General features: G+C 42.5%; 13 protein-coding genes. 8 read left to right on the forward strand and 5 right to left on the reverse strand.

Translation table 11 applies throughout. The features are described from left to right. The first annotated feature begins 15 nt into the window (after window positions 1-15). Window positions 16-219, forward strand: coding sequence for a helix-turn-helix domain-containing protein (locus ACM0OZ_RS27165; RefSeq protein WP_414585940.1), 204 nt, complete (start codon window positions 16-18; stop codon window positions 217-219). Next, window positions 197-1,219, forward strand: a complete 1,023-nt coding sequence (locus ACM0OZ_RS27170; RefSeq protein WP_414585941.1) for an RNA-guided endonuclease InsQ/TnpB family protein — start codon at window positions 197-199, stop codon at window positions 1,217-1,219. The genes ACM0OZ_RS27165 and ACM0OZ_RS27170 overlap by 23 nt, the downstream gene beginning before the upstream one ends. Before the next feature lie 3 nt (window positions 1,220-1,222). Here ACM0OZ_RS27170 and ACM0OZ_RS27175 read toward each other — a convergent pair whose 3' ends face one another. Next, window positions 1,223-2,695, reverse strand: a complete 1,473-nt coding sequence (locus tag ACM0OZ_RS27175; RefSeq protein ID WP_414585942.1) for a protein kinase domain-containing protein — start codon at window positions 2,693-2,695, stop codon at window positions 1,223-1,225. A 533-nt stretch (window positions 2,696-3,228) separates the two neighbouring features. Here ACM0OZ_RS27175 and ACM0OZ_RS27180 point away from each other — a divergent pair. Together ACM0OZ_RS27180 and ACM0OZ_RS27185 are read left to right on the forward strand one after the other, a co-directional pair. After that, window positions 3,229-5,934 (forward strand): MHYT domain-containing protein, encoded by a 2,706-nt coding sequence (locus ACM0OZ_RS27180; RefSeq protein ID WP_414585943.1) that lies wholly within the window; start codon window positions 3,229-3,231, stop codon window positions 5,932-5,934. A 355-nt stretch (window positions 5,935-6,289) separates the two neighbouring features. After that, the gene (locus ACM0OZ_RS27185; protein ID WP_414585944.1) at window positions 6,290-8,269 is read left to right on the forward strand and encodes a CASTOR/POLLUX-related putative ion channel; all 1,980 of its coding nucleotides are present in this window, start codon (window positions 6,290-6,292) and stop codon (window positions 8,267-8,269) included. Here the strand turns inward: ACM0OZ_RS27185 and ACM0OZ_RS27190 are convergent. Next, a complete protein-coding gene (locus tag ACM0OZ_RS27190) occupies window positions 8,244-8,522 on the reverse strand; it encodes a hypothetical protein (protein ID WP_414585967.1) in 279 nt (92 codons plus the stop codon). The two genes, ACM0OZ_RS27185 and ACM0OZ_RS27190, sit on opposite strands and share 26 nt — an antisense overlap. Here ACM0OZ_RS27190 and ACM0OZ_RS27195 point away from each other — a divergent pair. Beyond that, the gene (locus ACM0OZ_RS27195) at window positions 8,407-9,267 is read left to right on the forward strand and encodes a serine hydrolase (RefSeq protein ID WP_414585945.1); all 861 of its coding nucleotides are present in this window, start codon (window positions 8,407-8,409) and stop codon (window positions 9,265-9,267) included. The two genes, ACM0OZ_RS27190 and ACM0OZ_RS27195, sit on opposite strands and share 116 nt — an antisense overlap. Window positions 9,268-9,775: 508 nt before the next feature. Here ACM0OZ_RS27195 and ACM0OZ_RS27200 read toward each other — a convergent pair. Further along, on the reverse strand, window positions 9,776-11,350 hold the full coding sequence (locus ACM0OZ_RS27200; RefSeq protein ID WP_414585946.1) for an alkaline phosphatase D family protein: 1,575 nt from the start codon (window positions 11,348-11,350) through the stop codon (window positions 9,776-9,778). 568 nt (window positions 11,351-11,918) lie between these two features. Next, complete coding sequence (locus tag ACM0OZ_RS27205; protein ID WP_414585947.1) at window positions 11,919-13,730, reverse strand: hypothetical protein; 1,812 nt, start codon at window positions 13,728-13,730, stop codon at window positions 11,919-11,921. 331 nt (window positions 13,731-14,061) lie between these two features. Here ACM0OZ_RS27205 and ACM0OZ_RS27210 point away from each other — a divergent pair, with 331 nt between their 5' ends. From ACM0OZ_RS27210 to ACM0OZ_RS27220, 3 genes are read left to right on the forward strand one after another with little or no spacing between them, the layout of a single operon-like run. Then, window positions 14,062-14,403 carry a hypothetical protein gene (locus ACM0OZ_RS27210; protein WP_414585948.1) on the forward strand — a complete coding sequence of 114 codons (342 nt, stop codon included), beginning with the start codon at window positions 14,062-14,064 and terminating at the stop codon, window positions 14,401-14,403. Beyond that, window positions 14,400-14,666: a ribbon-helix-helix domain-containing protein gene (locus tag ACM0OZ_RS27215; protein WP_414585949.1), complete on the forward strand. Its 267-nt coding sequence runs from the start codon at window positions 14,400-14,402 to the stop codon at window positions 14,664-14,666. The genes ACM0OZ_RS27210 and ACM0OZ_RS27215 overlap by 4 nt, the downstream gene beginning before the upstream one ends. After that, entirely contained in the window at window positions 14,663-14,965 is a 303-nt protein-coding gene (locus ACM0OZ_RS27220) for a type II toxin-antitoxin system RelE/ParE family toxin (protein WP_414585950.1), read from the forward strand. The genes ACM0OZ_RS27215 and ACM0OZ_RS27220 overlap by 4 nt, the downstream gene beginning before the upstream one ends. A gap of 399 nt (window positions 14,966-15,364) precedes the next feature. Here the strand turns inward: ACM0OZ_RS27220 and ACM0OZ_RS27225 are convergent, their stop codons facing one another. Then, complete coding sequence (locus ACM0OZ_RS27225; protein ID WP_414585952.1) at window positions 15,365-17,563, reverse strand: caspase, EACC1-associated type; 2,199 nt, start codon at window positions 17,561-17,563, stop codon at window positions 15,365-15,367. Between the last annotated feature and the right edge of the window lie 9 nt (window positions 17,564-17,572).

Consider the following 17,572-nt stretch of genomic DNA (forward strand, 5'->3'; position numbering starts at 1 on the left):
ACGTTAAAGACATTCATGAAAGCCAGGTATCAATTCCGTTTCTACCCAAACGACCAACAGCAACAGCTTTTAGCTCAGTTGTTTGGTTGTGTTCGTGTGGTTTGGAATGATGCTTTGGCTTTGTGCAAGAAGTCTGAGAAGTTGCCAAGTAATAACGACTTGCATTCATTTAGTAATTACTCAAGCAAAGAAAACATTGGAACGGGAATGGCTGTCTGAGGTTTCTAATATCCCGTTGCAACAGTCTGTTGCGGATTTGGGAGTTGCCTACAAAAACTTTTTTGATTCCCTTAAGGGTAAGCGGAAAGGCAAGAGACTAGGTAGTCCTAAATTTAAAAAGAAAACTAATCAACAGTCAGCACGCTTTAGAATTGGCGGTTTTTCCATCAAAGGGGATGAGGTTTACTTGGCTAAAATTGGCAACGTTAAACCGATTTGGTCAAGAGTTTTACCTTCCGCACCAACAAGCGTTACTGTTATTAAAGACTGCGAAGACCGCTATTTTCTCAGTTTTGTAGTAGAAATTGAACCCGTTCAAACCGATGCCAAAAACCAAAGCCTCGGAATTGATTTAGGGATTAAAACTTTTGCTGTAATGAGTAATGGTGAGAAAGCGGAAAGCCCAGATTATTCAAAACTAGATAGAAAAATCCGCAAACTTCAAAAAAAGTTAGCACGTCAACCCAAAGGTTCAAAGCGCAGAAACAAAACTCGAATTCAAATTGCAAAGCTGCATAACAAAATCGCGGATACCCGTAAAGATTTCTTGCACAAGCTATCTACTAAAGTCGTTAGTGAAAACCAAGCTATCATTTTGGAAGATTTAAATGTGTCGGGAATGGTGAAAAATCGCAAACTTGCCAGAGCTATTAGTCTTCAGGGATGGAGAGAATTTAGAACGTTATGCGAAGCTAAATCACAGAAGTTTGGTAGAGTTTTCCATGTTATTAGTCGCTGGGAGCCAACAAGCCAGATTTGTTCTGAATGTGGCTACAAATGGGGCAAACTCGGCTTAAAAGTTCGGGCGGTTCAATGCTTGAATTGTGGGGCTGAACACGACCGAGACGAGAATGCAGCGAAAAATATAAACAAAGTCGGGACAGGGCATTGCCACGACTCTAAACGGACACAGAGAGAAGGTAAGACTGGTTCGCCAGCACATCTCAGTGAAGTGTCAAGAATCACCGACCATGCGCGGGCGGTGAGTATGTCAAATTAAGATTTATCTTATTTCATTAAAAGACAACCGATCTGTTGGTGCCTTAGGATCTTTACTAGCAAAAGCGCAATATGCCTGTGGATTGACTTTTCCATAATTCTTGAGGAAATCAACACAACTGGGGCGATCGCCAAAGGTGGCTACGTAAACTACAAATAAACGCGTACCTACCACATTTGGATAATCTCGTATCCAAAACACACCTGTTTGAGGATAACCAGTCCTTTGTAAAGTTTTTGTTTCCTCCATAGCAGATTGTAAATTTGGGAAAGTAGAGTCTGCTATGAAATGGAAAGAACTAGGCAATGTCGCACTATTTATATTTGATTGTTCATAACTTTGCACTCTTTGAGAACTGGTCGTTACAGGTAGGGAAGGAGATAATGTAAAAGGGGTTTGTGAACCTTGCGGTTTTGTAACTAACCCAGATGAAGCTTTTTTATTTTGTGCTGTAGGTTGGGGAAAGTTTGTTAACAAAAGACCAATAATTATGGATGTACCGAATACTGCACCTGTGATTAACATACCGCCAAGAAACATAGCGTTTTGTCTTCTGTTTTGACGGGCAGATTTGAGAGTTACAGGAACAGCCTGAGGAGGTGGTTGAGTCAAGTTACCCACCCTAGATGGAAGCGATTTTGCAATATTCGCAAGAGCATAGAGCATTGCTTTTGCGCTGGGGTAGCGCTCCTTGGGATTAAACCGGATGGTTTTATCTAACACTGCTGCTAAAGGAGGACTCACACCATCCCGCTCCCAAAGACTCTCGCCTGTGTAGGAATCTGTATTCATGTGTTGCGGCAATTGTCCCGTCAGCAAATAAATAGCTGTTAACCCAAGACTATACAAGTCACTGGCAAAAACTGGACGCCCTGCTGCTTGTTCGCTAGGCATAAACCCTGGTGTTCCAACGATAATTGAACTGTTAACAGTTCCTTGAGTGTTCAGCACTGTCCCCATCGTTTCTCGCACCGCACCAAAATCAATCAAAACTGGTTTGCTATCAGATGAGCGCAGCATTATATTGTCAGGTTTAATATCGCGGTGGATAATGCCTTTGCTATGGACATATTCCAGCACCTCTAACAGACTGATGAGAATCGAGACAACCTCACTTTCGCTCAAACATCCCCTTTGTTGGACTTTTTGAAGTAGGGTTTGTCCATCGATCCATTCCTGTACTAAGTAGAATTGTCCAACCGTTTGAAAGTAAGCGTACAGAGTGGGAATTTGATTGCTCGCTCCTCCCAGTTCTTCTAAAATGGCAGCTTCCCGTTGAAATCGCTTTTGTACCAGTTGGTAAACCTGAAAATCATGATTAACAGGCTTGAGTTGTTTAATCACACAACGGCGTCCCGAAGGCATTTGCGTATCTTCTGCTAAGAATGTGTCGCAAAATCCACCAGATCCAAGTACGCTGATAATCCGATAACGCTCGCTCAATAATACTGGTATCTTTATGTCTTCCTGACTCATAATTTTTTATCTGTAAGCACTCTGGATAACTAATAAGCTACAACGGCGATTTCCATCACCTAAGTGGGAAATAAATTTTTGTATATTTTTTTACTTAAATTTTAATATTTTGTGTTAAAATGATAATTTTGTTTCAATTAAAGTTATGTATAGGAGAATATCACAGATTGGTATTTGGAGAAATGATTAAAGTATAGATAATACAGTACGGATTTTTATGAAAAATAAGTGGTTTTTCATACTTTGTCACGATTCAAGTTAGAAAAGTAGGAAAAGTAGGAAAAGTAGGAAAAGTAGGAAAAGTCCGAAAAATTTCTATAGAGTTAGTATAAAAATTATTTTGTTATGGAGTAATCTCAGCCAATGGTCGTACGTTAATATGCGTAGGTAACAATTATTTCAATAAATTTCAATAATATGATGCCAAGGGCTAGCAACAGTAATGGATTTAGTGCCATTGAATGAATAAAAAATCAGTATAAAAGCACAAAAAAGTTAAATTTTATAAAATAATTTTGCTTGAGGTTAACCTGATGCTTCAGGGAGATTTAGTTCTCAATAGCACATACGACTCGCGCCTTGTAGGGCTTTCGATTGTGATTGCAGTCCTTGCCTCATATACCGCGCTTGATTTAGCTGGGCGGGTAACGGCAGCGAAGGCATCGGCGAGAATTGCTTGGTTAATTGGTGGCGGAATCGTCATGGGCATTGGTATCTGGTCGATGCACTTTGTTGCCATGCTTGCCTTCAGTCTGCCGATGCCGATGTCCTACGATATGTGGACTGTGTTGGTTTCCATGCTGCCTGCGATTATCGCTTCTGGAGGTGCGCTTTATCTCGCCAGTGAAGAAGTGTTAAGTATCTGGCAATTGCTGATTGGCGGTATCCTCATGGGTATTGGCATTGCGTCAATGCACTACATCGGAATGTACGCGATGCGGATGGAAGCAACTACCGGGTATGATCCGTTGCTGTTTGTGCTTTCTGTGGCGATCGCCATTGGTGCATCAATTGTCGCATTATGGATGGCGTTCCAACTCCGCAGGCAGACCAGCACAAGTGTCGGGAGGACAAAAATTGGCAGTGCGCTTGTTATGGGAGCAGCAATTGCTGGGATGCACTACACAGGTATGGCAGCAGCTAACTTTAAGGCGACTAATCCACGAGCAATCATTACGCCCCAGGCGATGACACACTCCCTCACCTGGCTGGCTGTTAGCATTGGCGTGGCTACCGTTGTCATCTTGGGTTTCGCGTTGATGACTTCGTTTGTCGATCAGCGTTTGGCTGCTTCTGCAAAGCTTTTAGAACAGCAAGAAATTGAAACTCAACGTTCACAGTTGTTTACAGAAATTACCCTACGGATTCGGCGATCGCTTAAATTAGAAGATGTCCTCAACACAAGCGTCAACGAAGTTCGTCAAGCATTAACAACAGACCGTGTCATTATCTATCGCTTCAATCCTGATGGTCGTGGTAACATCATCGCCGAGTCAGTGGCAGATGGTTGGGTGAAAACCTTAGGACAAAAGGTTAATAACCCTTTTCGGGAAGATGACATAGAAATGTACAAAAATGGTAGAGTCCGAGCTACCAACAATGTTTCCAGAGCGGGCTTTACAGATTCCCACAAAAAAATTCTAGAAGATTTTCAAATCAAAGCAAATTTAGTTGTACCGATTTTCAATAATAGTCAGCTTATAGGGTTATTATGTGCTCATGAGTGCTCTAGACCTCGGAATTGGCAAAAGTCTGAAATTGATTTATTTAGACAACTCGCAATTCAAGTTGGAATTGCCTTAGAACAAGCCAATCTTCTAGATGAACTTCAACAAGCACAAAGAGTGTTGCGGCTTCGCGATCGCGCCATTGCAGCAGCGAGTAACGCCATTTTCATTACTGACGCGCATCAAAAAGACAATCCGATCATCTTTTGCAATCCTGCTTTTGAAACAATCACAGGCTATTCATTAGAAGAAGCGCTTGGGCGCAACTACCGATTTTTACTAGGAGGCGACACAGGGCAAACGACTGTTGAACAAATACGCGACACAGTGAGCGATTCGAGTGAATGCCAAATTGTGAAGAATTACCACAAGGACGGTACCCCGTTTTGGTGTGAATTAACGGTTTCTCCAGTGCGAGACGCATTTGGACGAGTCACAAATTTTATTGGAGTGGTATCTGACATTACCTTACGCAAGCAGGCAGAAGAAGTTTTAAGGCATAGTAAAGAAGCTCTGCAAAGTCAGCTTTTAGAACTTATTAGTGACGTTAAAGAAGCAACCAATGGCGATTTAACTGTTCGAGCTAAAATTTCAGTCGGTGAAATTGGCATAGTTGCTGATTTTTTAAATACCATTATCAACAGCTTGCGGCAGATTGTCACTCAAGTCAAAACAGCGGCACATCAAGTGAATGCTTCTGTTGGGGAAAACTCTGGTGCCATCCAGCAATTGGCGGATAAAGCGCTCACACAAGTCAGCGATATTACTCGCACCCTTAAGGAAATCGATAGTATGACTGTCTCGATTCAAGCAGTCGCTGAGAACGCCTACCAAGCAGCACAAACGATTCACACGACCTCTAACAAAGTAGAGACCACTGGAAAAGCAATGGATTTGACTGTCAACAGTATCTTGAGTATACAACAAATCGTTGCTGAAACAGCCAACAGGGTGAAGCATGTGGGCGAAACTTCGCAAAAAATCTCCTCCCTTGTGTCCTTGATGAACCAAATCGATATGCAAACCAACTTGCTAGCGATCAACGTTGGTGCTGAGGCTGCGTGGATGGGTGATGCAGGTCGAAACTTTGTCGCAGTCGCGGAAGAAATTGCTCAATTGGTTGCCCAGTCTCGCGAAGTGACCAAAGAAATTCAACACATCTTCGAGAACATCCAATTGGAAACAAGCGAAGTGGTTAAAGCCATAGAACAAGGAACAACCGAGATGGTGGAACAAGCAAATGTTGTCGAAGATGTTAAGCTTAACCTCACGCAGATTTTAGAAGTCTCTCGCCAGATTGACTATTTAGTGCAGTCGATTTTTACAGCAACAATATCTCAAACGCAAACATCTCAAACCGTTGTGTCGTTGCTCAAAAAAGTTGCCCAAGCCTCAGAACGCACTGCAGATTCGTCTGGTATGGTGTCTCGCTCTCTACAACAAACATTAGAAGTGGCACAGCAGTTACAAGAGTCTGTCGGGGTATTTAAAACAGGAGCACAGAGCAACTAATAGTATTAGTAAGTTAATATATTCCTGATGGCTTACAGCGCTTTTCAAATAAATAAACCACGTTCTTTGGGGCACGGCAATGCCGTGCCCCTACAAAAATCTGTGGTTCAATTAACTGAAAATAGCTGTAAAATATCAGTCTCTAAAGGTTCACGCGTAGGATACCTGATGCTCAAATAAGCGAACCAATAACTGATATTATCAATAGTTCAGTTTTTCAGTTCGCTCTTTGAGAAACCGAATTTGGCATCAGTTTTATGATTGAACTTCAGAATATAATTAGTAACTTTCCCAGTGGAATCGTGATGAGTGTTTCTGTAGAGAAAAAGATTTGTTTTCTTTGAATTCAAAAAATATGATGATTAAGAGAAATTTTCAAAATAGAGTCTCTTGGCAAAAGCGCCTACAGTATAACTTTGACAACTTTATGTCGAAGGGAGGATTTTCTGTCTTTCTGGCATTATTGTCATTGTTTTTTGGTGCTTTTGTTATCATGACAATTGCCCGTTACATCTCTGAATTGTTGTTTCCCAATGAAAATTTGGAAAATTCCCCGGATTTGTACTGGGACGTATTCGTGCAGTTGATCGGGTTAAGAGACACAGGAGACAATGCCAATTTTGCGACTAAATTTGTTGGTGTTATCACGATTTTTGTTGGCTTAGTGTTGTTCTCCAGCCTCGTAGCCTTTATTACCCAGCAATTTGAATCAAGACTCCAGTTACTGCGTAAAGGTAAAAGCCCTGTAGTAGAAGAGAACCATACCTTAATTTTAGGATTCACCGACAGAATTATAGATATTCTTAGAGAGTTAGTATTCGCTAATGAATCCGTTGCAGACGCAGTCGTTGTTATCTTATCTCAACAAGATAAAGAGGAGATGGATGATTTCCTCCGCAATAATTTAGGTGAACTCAAAACTACACGAGTCGTGACTCGCAATGGCTTAACGACTAATTTAAATGACCTAAATAAAGTTGGAGTCAAAGTTGCCAAATCGGTGATTATTTTGAATGATGCCAAAGCTTCAGATCCTGAAGAAAGCAAGACTTTAGCTGATGCACGAGTTGTCAAAGCCATCCTAGCAGTAGTGGCAGCTAATGAGGAAGACTCCTTGCCGCCTATTGTTGTAGAATTACACTCCCAACAATATCGCCGACTTGCTGAAAATATTGCTCCGGGAGCAGTCACCACTCTGAATGAAGCTGATATTTTGGCTCGAATTTTAGTTCAAACCTCGCGGAGTGTAGGACTAGCCTCAGTTTATTTAAACTTGGTAGGTTTTGAAGGTAACGAATTTTATTTCTATCGCCCGGAAAAAGGCTGGCAAAGCTTAAGCTTTGGTGAATTGCCATTTCATTTCTTAAATGGTACTCCCATAGGGGTGCGTCATGTAGATCTGCGCCTGACAATAAAACCCAGTCAAAATTACCAGCTTGCTGAAAATGATGAAGTTGTCATTCTGGCAGAAGATGACTCAACCATTCAGTTTCATCCACAACCTGTAGTGCAGCCTAAAAATTTTGGCTATGGTGACGATCGCAAAACCCTAGAGCGAAAACCTGAGAAGCATCTTATTATTGGCTGGAACAACAAAACTCCAATTATCCTCAAAGAATATGCTAAATACATAGTTGAAGGTTCACAAGTCAACCTGGTGGTACAGGATTTAACACTAGAGGTGCAAGCTGAATTTGATAAGATTGCCCAAGATTACTTACACATAAAGATGGCTGTCCTCCAAGCTAATTTGGATTCAGTTGAGCAGCTTCTTCACCTCAAACCTTATGACTATGACAGCATCTCGATTCTGGCAGGTAGGGGAGAAAATGCTGAAGAAATAGATGCGAAAACCCTCACCATTTTGTTAGAACTGCGGCAAATTTTCCGGGACTATACCGCCCAAACCGGAAACAAAGTTACGACAGAATTAATTGCAGAAATAATTGACTCAGAAGACACCGACTTGGTCATCAAAGCAGGTGTTAAAGACTTTCTCCTCACTAACCAACTTGTCTCTAAAATTTTAGCTCAGGTTTCCCAAGAACCGGACGTCATGTCCATCTATCGCGATTTGTTCTCAGTGGAGGGAAGCGAACTGTATATCAAGCCCATATCGCTTTACTTTCCAACCGAACAGCTTGCCAAGTTGACTTTCGCTGACTGTGTAAAAGCTGCACAAAAGCGTGACGAGTTGTGCATTGGCATAAAAGTTAACGCACTAGCTCAGGATAAGGAAAAGAATTTCGGTATTGACTTAGTACCGAGTCTGGATAAGCAGTTAAATCTCACTTTCAATGATGCACTGATTACTTTAGCTGAAGATGAAACATGACCATGGACAAAAAGAAGAAACCGCGAACCACGCGATGCTTGAACTGTTTAGCAGGCGCTCTGTATCTTTTTTGCTTGGTATCTATCTCCCCTGCCCAGGCTGGATCGCTGACGGACACTTCTGGGCTGCAACGGAAGTTGGAAGCTGTTGCAAAGGGATCTGATGGTCGGGTTGGGATCTGTGCAGAGGAGACCAAATCGGGTGCCATTGCCTGCGTCAACGGTGACCAACGTTTCTCGCTCCAGAGTGTCATGAAGTTGGTCGTTGGTGCTGCCGCAATGGATGCAGTTGATCGTGGTCAGATGCGTCTTGAGGATGTTATAACTGTCCGCAAGAAGGACTTAAGCCTTTATGTCCAGCCGATTGCCGATCTCGTTGCAGAACGTGGAGAAGTAAGGACAACTGTCGCCGATCTGATTTCTCGTGCAATTATTGAGAGCGATAGTGCTGCGACAGATCTTCTTTTTGCACAGGTTGGCGGTGCAGAAGGTATACAGGCGTTTTTGAGAACGAAGAAGATTTCAGGTCTGCGCGTGGATAGGGACGAGAAACACCTCCAAACTGAGATTGTCGGTTTAATTTGGCGACCTGAGTACGTTGATGCAGATGTGCTTGACAAAGCGATAAAAGCTGTGCCGTCCAGCCGTCGTGACGCGTCTTTTGCCGCCTACTTGAAAGACGAGCGTGATACGGCGACGCCACGAGGGATGGTGACTTTCCTGAGTGCTCTTGCCAGGGGGAAACTCCTTTCAGCCAAATCGACCGCGCATCTCTTAAAAGTGATGCAGCGAACCGTAACCTTTCCAGATCGCTTGAAAGCAGGAGTACCGGAAGGCTGGACACTTGGTCATAAAACAGGAACTAGCCTTACCTGGAGGGGCGTTACTGCGGTGACCAATGATGTCGGAATAGTTCCGCTTTACGTAGTCAAATATAGGCAGACTACTACATACGGGTTTAAGCAACAACTATTTTACCGTTGGCACGGCAGAACATAGTTGTTTTTCGCCTTGGATGTACTACCAGACATCCCCTATCCCTCTAGAACTAGTTAGTTAATTTGGGATTACTTTTAGTTTTAGATTAAGGTCTGCTTAATCTTTTTTGAGGTAGCTCAAGATTGAATGCTCAGTATTAGAGTAGCATTTTTTTGTAAATATAAGGCTATATTAGACTAGATTTTTAGTAAAGTTTTATCATACTAACCGCACCGGATGGTGGTACGATCTCAGTTGCTGTTTTTGTGGCAGAGTCACGGCGATCCTCAAAAGAGCGTGCAAAAGTCATCGCAGCGACAGCTAAAACGATTACGAGTTCTTATCGCTAGAACCCAATATGGTTCAGATAAGACCAAAACCATTGTCAACAAGAGCCAGAGGCTCTAATATCTCGTTACCAGGTTGAACCTGGTAACGAGGGTTTGGAGGCTTCGCCTCCTGTTGCAACTCTTGCAAGATCTCAGTTGATCTAAATTCTAAGTGCAATTGAATGCGGTGATATCCAATGCTAAGCACGTTCAGCGCCAGGTCGCCCGTTTTGGGTTACAAACGAAGCTAAGGTACTAATGGTTGCACTCTGTTCGCGGATGGTGGAAACAACGCGGTAGTCACTTTGCCAAGTCTCGTGTGTAAGATGACAACGCACGTAGCCGCGATTTTTGCCGTCGAAGAATTTAGTATGAGGATTGTTGCTAAGAGCTGCTACAGTCGGGGGAATGAAGACCTCAGGAAAGTCAGAGGAAATTGAGGTACCCACGAACTCAGTGGCGACAGTGGGCGAGTTTGGGTTGTTGAAGTCAGTTTTTAGGTCGTGTACCCAGCTCGAATGAATGTCACCAGTAATCACAACTGGGTTATTCGGTTGACGCTGTTGGAGAAATTGTAATAGGCGATCGCGTGCAGCGACATAACCATCCCACTGATCCAAGTTGAAGACTTCTTGGTTTGGGAGGGCATTAAAGTCGTATTGTGCCAGCATAGTTTGCTGAGCAATCACATTCCAGCGAGCTTGGGAATCACTTAAACCTTGGAACAGCCACTGTTCTTGCTCTGTGCCTGTCATAGTTGCATTGGGAGCCAACGCTTCCGGACAACGGGGTTTTAAGCCGTCATCGCAAGGCTGATCGCTGCGGTACTGGCGGGTATCTAGGACATTAAACTCAGCAATGTCCCCAAAGGCGAAACGCCGGTAAAGCTGCAAATAAGGACCTTGAGGCAGCGATGACAAGCGTAGGGGCATATGTTCGTAGTAAGCTTTGTAAGCGTTTGCCCTACGAGTCACAAACGCCTCTGAACTTTGATTTTCTTCCGGAATGAAGCTAGCATAGTTGTTTTCGACTTCATGGTCGTCCCAAGTGACGATCCAGGGAAAAGCTGCATGAGCCGCTTGTAGGTTAGAGTCAGTTTTGTAAAGGGCGTGGCGGTTCCGGTAATCGGCAAGGGTCACGATTTCCGGACTATTATGTTGACGTGGACCTCCGGGTTGCGGTCCGTACTCATAAATATAGTCACCCAAATGAACGACCAAATCTAGCTCCTCTTGAGCCAAGTGCTCGTAAGCTGTGTAGTAACCGTTCTGCCAGTCTTGACAGTTAGCGAAGGCAAAGCGAAACTTATCGACATGAGCATCACGCGCTGGAGCTGTACGGGTGCGTCCGACGGGACTAATTTCATTACCCACCTTGAACTGATACCAATACCAACGCTCAGGCTGCAACCCACCCACTTCTACATGGACAGAGTGGGCAAATTCAGGAGTGGCGATCGCCCTACCTTGTCGCACAACTTTTCTCATGTTTTCATCCAGAGCAACTTGCCACTGCACAGGCACATTAACATCCGGCATACCACCGCCATTTAACGGTTCTGGAGCCAATCGCGTCCACAGCACCACACTATCTGGTAAGGGATCACCAGAAGCGATACCGAGACTGAAAGGATAAGCAGAAAAACTTGGCTGTGCAATAACTCTGTGAGTCCAAAGACTGGCGATCGTGCTTGCAGTTATAGCCCCTGCACCAATGAGAAAGCGCCGCCGCTTGGCTTTGCTCGATAGTAAGCGCTCGAAATGAAAACGCTCCATACGCATCCTTTTTGTAAATTCTTAAATTTGTAAATCCTTAAAATAGAGAAGAAACTGAAAGCTGAATAATAGTTAACTAATTGCCAACATGATGACATACCAAATCCGATTTCCATAGTCTTGTTTGTAAGTCTGCAATCTTTTTTTGATAAGTCGCAACACTTATAGCCCTAAAGCTACATAGAGATTATGGATACGGATTTGGTATGAAACCCAGCTCAATCTAGCAACCTTAACTTATCAACTGGGTATTAACTAACCATTAAGAGCTTGTTAATGTTGAGATAAAGACTTACTAACAATAAGAATGGATGGTAGCCTTGTAGATACAGTGACATGAAGTCCAGTAATACAATCTTAATAACTACGTAGTGAGGACTTTAGTCCTCTTTGCCTGATATACCAAGGACTCTTGTCCTTATTACAAACAAATTTTATTATCGAGAATTCACTCCAGATAAGAGTCAAAAGTAAGGTGCGTTGGGCGCTTTGATTATGTTTTTTATGACAAGGTATATCGAAAGGCTGCGCCTAACACACTCTACAGTAATTTTATTTTTACTTTTCGTTACATACTTGTAAATTTTTCCGTCCACTTACTTAGCTGTTGATTCATTTCCCCGACTTGCAGATCAACAACTCTATCAATCTGCTTGGAAAATTCTTCGCATAAGTCTAAAAGTACATTTTCTAAATATTCAGTTTTCACATATTCGGTCATTAAGTGCTGTAAAAAATCCAGTCTTTCATGAATCTCATGTAGATTTGGGCTGTTATTAGTTCTTTCATCTAGCACATTCACTAGCTGTTGTAATGTTTCCAACTGCTGCTTTATGTGAATTGTATTCTGATTGTACTTGTCTAATAACACATTGATTTTATTTATTTGCGGATTATATTTTTCTACATTTTGTCTTACTTGAATGTTTTCATTTCGTAAATTAAGAACACTAACATCTAGGTTGTCTAAATGTTTTTGTCGGGTACTTATCTGATGTTCCAGAACCTGCTGCTGTTGCTGTAACTGTTCTATTTTTGATGTTAATTCCCTAACGATTTGGAATTTCAGTTTTTCAACTTCTTGCTTTAATCCCTCAACTTGAGCCGAGGAAAGTTCAACAACACTAGATTGAAAAAGGCGTTGATGTTCAAGCTGTTGCAAGGCGGACTTTATGTCAGTTTGAAGTTGAGTAAACTCGTTAGAAATGGTAGTAATATTGAGAGATTCTAGTAAAGTTAAACGCTCATCAACACCAGCAACAAATTTCTTTAACTCGTTAGAATCAACTGATTCTGGAGCAAGAGGTAGGTTATTAAAACGCTCTTGAAACCGATTGACTATCTGAGCTATGCGTTGAATTGCTGCTGGTTCTGAACGGCCTATGAAATCTTGAGCTAAAGCGTTTAACTGATTATCGAGTTTTGTAATCGATGTTTGTATTTCACCTACATCAATTGGCTCTGGAGGAGCAGGTAGATTATCAAAACGCAGTTTTAAATTATCTAACTCTCCTGCAAACTTTGCAATTGCTGCTTCCGTTACTGTTTTCTCTGATTGCAGTTGCTTGATTGCTGAAACTAAACGATTAATATTATCTTTATAGGTTGTTGAATTTTGGATTTCTATTTCAGTTAAACGCTCTTCCAAATAATTAGGGTCAAAAGAAGGAGTTTTTGAGTATTGCTCATTAATCTGATTAATTTGGCTTTGAAGTTTGCCAATGTCGCTATTGACTTGGTTGAGGTCGAAAGCTTGCAGTTGTCCTTGCAAAGCTTTGACTTGCGCTTCTGTCTCATTCTTGATTTCATTAAGCGCCTCCTTCAACTCTTCAATTGCTTGTACCTCTGGTTTGGCATTAACCTGTCTTGTCAAGGTATCTAATTGACTACTAAGGTTGGTAATTGTGCGCTCTATCTCACTTGTATTAACTTCTGTGTAAGTAGGAAGATTGTCCAAACGTACCGATAGGCTGTTGAAAAGATTATTTAGTTCAGTAATCTCTGTTTTTAACTGCTTAACCTCTTGCGTTTCCGGTCGAGTATTGAACTGTTCGGTAAGCGTGCGAGTTGTTTGCTGTACCTGAAGTAAAGATTTGAATACAGGGTCAAGGTCTACACTCTGGGTTGGCAAAGCCTGAACTTGCTGATCCAAGGAATTGATAGCTTGATGCATTTCAGATACTGTAGTTTTGTTGTACTGCCGTATCTGTTGCTGAAATTTTGACCTATTTATTAAATTGAGCGACAGTGCAACAGTTAAAGGAACAGATACATACATCAGTTGTTGAGAGACTACTGAGAGTATTGAGCCAACAATACAACTGACAACCGAGCAACTTTCTACAACTTGTAACCAGTTGTATTGCTTGACAGAGTTCATTACCAGACCTCGGTAGCGAGCTTACTTTTATAACATTACCAAGAAAATAACCAGGTCTGGAAGTTAACTCATAAAGTTATTAAAGTTACAGTAAAAATCAGATGAAGAAATTGCGATTGCTATTTTTGTAAGGGCAACGCATAGCTGGAGAAGCATGAGCTCAAGTCTTTTCGTTAAAAATCGTATAGGTGAATGTACTTGGGGGCGGAAGGCGATCGCTTTATAGGACGCCGCACTTTGCACCATCGCCTTTGAAACGTAATGGTAGGAATTTGAAACTCATTTTCTTGAATAAGCTACGATAAATCCAAGCATATTCCCAAAGCCACCAATGTCTGAATCAGTTCAGTACGTTACCAACCAACAAGGAGAGCGAGTTGGTGTACTCTTAAATTTGGAAACATACCATCAGTTAACCAACACATCAACATCTGATGCTGAAATTTTAACTGGCTTGAGCCAGGATGAACTGCAAGCCTTGGTAGAAAGTCTGTTGTCTCCTAAAGCTCAAGTTCAATTGGACTATTTGCTAGGTAGAAATGCGGAACACCAACTCTCGGCTGATGAAATTGCCACTTTAGACCGTTTATTGGAACAGGTTGACCAACTAAATATTCTTAAGACTAGAGTAAGGTACACCTTGAATAAGTTTCATCTGAGGTTTAAATTATGAACATCTCACTTAAACCCGAACATGAGCAATTTATCCAAGCACAAATTGCTAGTGGTAAATTTGCCAATGCAGATGAGGTTATTGATTTAGCATTTAAACTTTTAGAAAAATTAGATAATGACTATATCCAATGGCTTGAACAAACCCGTCAAAAAGTGGAAGTGGGACTGGCTCAAATTGAGCGAGGTGAAGTGATTGATGGTGAAGTTGTGATAGACAGACTAAGAGAAAAATTGCGGAAAGCGCGTGAGGCTCAAGAATGAGCCGATATATTATCTCTCTAGAAGCAAGTCGAGATTTAGAAGAAATTATTGATTATTTTGCCAGTCGCAACGTTGAAGCAGGAGAGAGATTTGTCAATGAGTTTAATAAAAAGTGCGAAAACTTAGCTAAGTTTCCCAGTATGGGACGTAGCTATGCAGAGATTGTACCTTCATTACGTGGCGTTCCTTTAAATGGTTACATTATCCTCTATCAAGTTTTGGAAGATGGTATTGTGATTGTGCGGGTGATTAGTGGTTATCGCAATTTAGAATCTTTATTTTCAGATTCAGATGACTAGTGCAATCTCTATAAGTCTTGTGGACAAGTATTAGAATCTCCTGGATGAGTATCAAACACTCAAGCGCGAGTATCAAACACTCATCCACGAGTATCAAACACTCATCCACGAGTATCAAACACTCAAGCGCGAGTATTAAAATATCGTGAATGAATATCAAAGGCTCATTAACGACAATCAAAGATTCGTGGACGAGTATCAAACACTCATTAGCGATTACCAAACAGTCGTTAGCCAGAGAAAAGAAACCATTGGGATAAGCAGAAACTACACGAGTGTACACAGGTGCATGAAGTAGCAGAAAAATTTATCCGCCCAAATGGATTATGAAATTCACTAAATGTTGATTATACGCTGCAAGCATGAACTGCAAGAAATATTTACAAAATTCTGAAACGCTTAAATGTTACACATTACAAGTCTCAATGGGAGAGAAAAGAATTTAATCAAAATCTCCGGAAGGTAAAGGTAATTGGTGTCCCACACACAGGCTCCTTGAAGAGGGAGGTGTCCCTCGGGAGCAGTTGTATCAAAAATGACTTCGTCATCAGAGATCCAGTTTTCTTTAACTCTCCATCCCACGCGATCGCCAAATTTTTCCCAGGCTTCTTCGTCATAATTGCCGTCAGGCTTGCCGCCGACGCTCATGTAAATTTTCTTTTGAACCCTGAAGCCAAAGCGTCCATTGCTGTATTTTACCCACAATTGGTCAATCGTGCGGAGGTCAGCGCAGGGAAAGTTTAACAGTTCTTCATCCCTAATCCAGTCATTTTCCTTGCGCCCGACAGCTTGGAGCATCACCAGATAGGTTTCATAGTCAGCTTCTTTCCAGTTTTGTGCTGCTAGCAAGTCTCGCAGTTTTGTGTAGTCTACGCCTTTTTCTGAACTGAGGTCATCTTCAATGCTATGCGATTGACAAGTCTCGATGCGAGAGAAGAGAAACCAACATCCATCCTTTCCCCCAAACCAAAATCCTCCACCAAGGGAAGTGAAAGGGAGGTAACCCTTCTCAGGTGCTGAGGCATGAAAACTTACATTATCATGATCTGAAATCCAGTTTCCCTGCACTCTCCATCCCACGCGATCGCCAAATTTTTCCCAGGCTTCTTGATAGTATTTGCCGTCCGGCTTACCACCAACACTGAGGTAAATTTCCTTCTGAACGCTGAAGCCAAAGCGTCCATTGCTGTATTTTACCCACAATTGGTCAATCGTACGGAGGTCAGTGCAGGGAAAGGTTAAGAGTTCTTCCCTCTTAATCCAGTCATTTTCCTTGCGTCCAACAGCCTGTAGCATCACCAGATAAGTTTCATAGTCAGCTTCTTTCCACTTTTGTGCTGCCAGTAAGTCTCGCAGTTTTGCGTACTTTACGCCTTTTTCAGAACTGAGGTCATCTTCGTCGGTTGTAGGCGGTGGAGGTGCAGCAGGAGTAGTATTTTTTGCTACATTTACCTGTAAATCCGTCGCCTCATCCGGCTCCCCTCCCTGCTTGCGGGGAGGGGTTGGGGGTGGGGTTAAACGTGCCTCAATTGGCGCGATGTCTTCATCTCTAAGTTGCAAAAGTTGCTGTAAACGCTTCAAATCCTCTCGCGTGTGATGGCTGAGAGTGCCTTCATCCTCTAACGCTTCAGTCAGTGCTTCTGCATATTCTTGTAGATTTTCTTGGCGCTGGCGGTAAGGCTCCAACACTTCGTTCTCAATTTCTCTTGCCACATCCGCCGACAAACCCAGTTCACTCTGCCGACGGTTGAGAATCCGGCGTCCTACACGCGAAACCTGACCATCTCGGATGCACTTTTCTACTTCCTTACGATACTCCAATCTCGGATCGCCTATCGGAGCTTTCGCTAACTGAATTTTATAACCCTCTCTAACGGCAAAAATTCCTGGCTTCATTGCCGGTGCTGCTTCCTGCACTTTCTTGCGAGCATACTCATGCAGTTCATCCACCGAAATCACACCGTCATTATCAATATCAGCCGCGCCTTTCTCAATTCCTTCGACAAGGTAACGAGTATAAACTGATAAATCTGAACCCTGTTGTTCAAAAGAATACTGAGTGGCTGTGGAAGAAGTCAGAACTGCTCGTCCTTCTACGGACTGCGGTTTTTGAGTCTCTGCCAGTTGGTTCTTAATATCCAAGCTGCCATCATCTTTCGCCCTCATGCCTTCGGCAAACGCACCGCTAAAGCAACAGTCAAGAATAATCACCTGTCGCCGCGAACGGCTATTTTCCATGACATCATGTATCAAGCTAGCAGCAACAGCGGTAGTTCTGACCAATTCTCCCTTGGTGTTTTTGCGGGTTTGACGAGTTGCCAGGAAAAGCCTGCCGCTATCATCTTTAATCCCATGACCAGAAAAGTACAGCAGCACCAAGTCATCCTTTTGGCGATTGAAGAATAGCGTTTCAATTGCTTCTTCCATTGTCTGCCGTTGAGGATTTTTCAGCACAGTGATATCGCTTGGTGCAAACTCGCCCACATCTGGGTGCTGCAAAACTTGCTGCATGGCATCGACATCCATAACAGCCCCAGGCAAGGAGTTTAACCCAAGCTCGTACTCACTAACCCCAATCAGCAGTGCAATTTTCGCCATGTTTGCTAG

This window comes from Scytonema sp. PCC 10023, assembly GCF_963920835.1.
GTDB lineage: Bacteria > Cyanobacteriota > Cyanobacteriia > Cyanobacteriales > Nostocaceae > Kalymmatonema.